Origin of the sequence: Rahnella sp. BCC 1045 (assembly GCF_019049615.1) — a bacterium.
GTDB classification, from domain to species: domain Bacteria; phylum Pseudomonadota; class Gammaproteobacteria; order Enterobacterales; family Enterobacteriaceae; genus Rahnella; species Rahnella contaminans.
The window spans coordinates 1-530 of sequence record NZ_JAFMOZ010000024.1 but is presented as its reverse complement, the minus strand read 5'-3'; the positions used below and the strand labels follow the sequence as shown (position 1 = coordinate 530).

At 40.0% G+C, this 530-nt stretch carries 1 protein-coding gene; it reads left to right on the top strand.

From position 1 onward, the window contains the following. The coding region (locus J1782_RS00130; RefSeq protein WP_217151886.1) for an ABC transporter ATP-binding protein at positions 1 to 530 on the top strand (530 nt) is incomplete at both ends.

Genomic DNA, 530 nt, shown 5'->3' with positions numbered 1-530 from the left:
CCACTCTATCATCATATCGGTTCTGGGATAAAAGAATTAATTTTCAATCCACGCAGAGCACTAAGTTTATTAAGTGGCAGAAGTTATCTTGCTATTGAGAATATAAATTTTAAAATCGCTAAGGGTGAATCGGTAGCTTTAATCGGACGAAATGGCGCAGGTAAGAGCACATCTTTGGGGTTGGTTGCAGGAGTGATGAGACCTTCTTCTGGTAAGGTTAATGTCGTTGGAAGAGTTGCCTCTATGTTAGAGTTGGGAGGGGGATTCCATCCTGAATTAACTGGCCGGGAAAATATACGGCTTAACGCAACTCTTCTTGGTCTCAGAAGAAAAGAACTCAAGCAGAGAATGGACAAGATTGTCGAGTTTTCTGAGTTAGGCTCTTTTATTGATGAGCCCATTCGAGTTTACTCCAGTGGAATGTTAGCGAAGTTAGGTTTTTCTGTTATTACTCAAGTAGACCCGGATATATTAATTATTGATGAAGTGCTTGCCGTTGGTGATATATCATTTCAAAAGAAATGTATGGC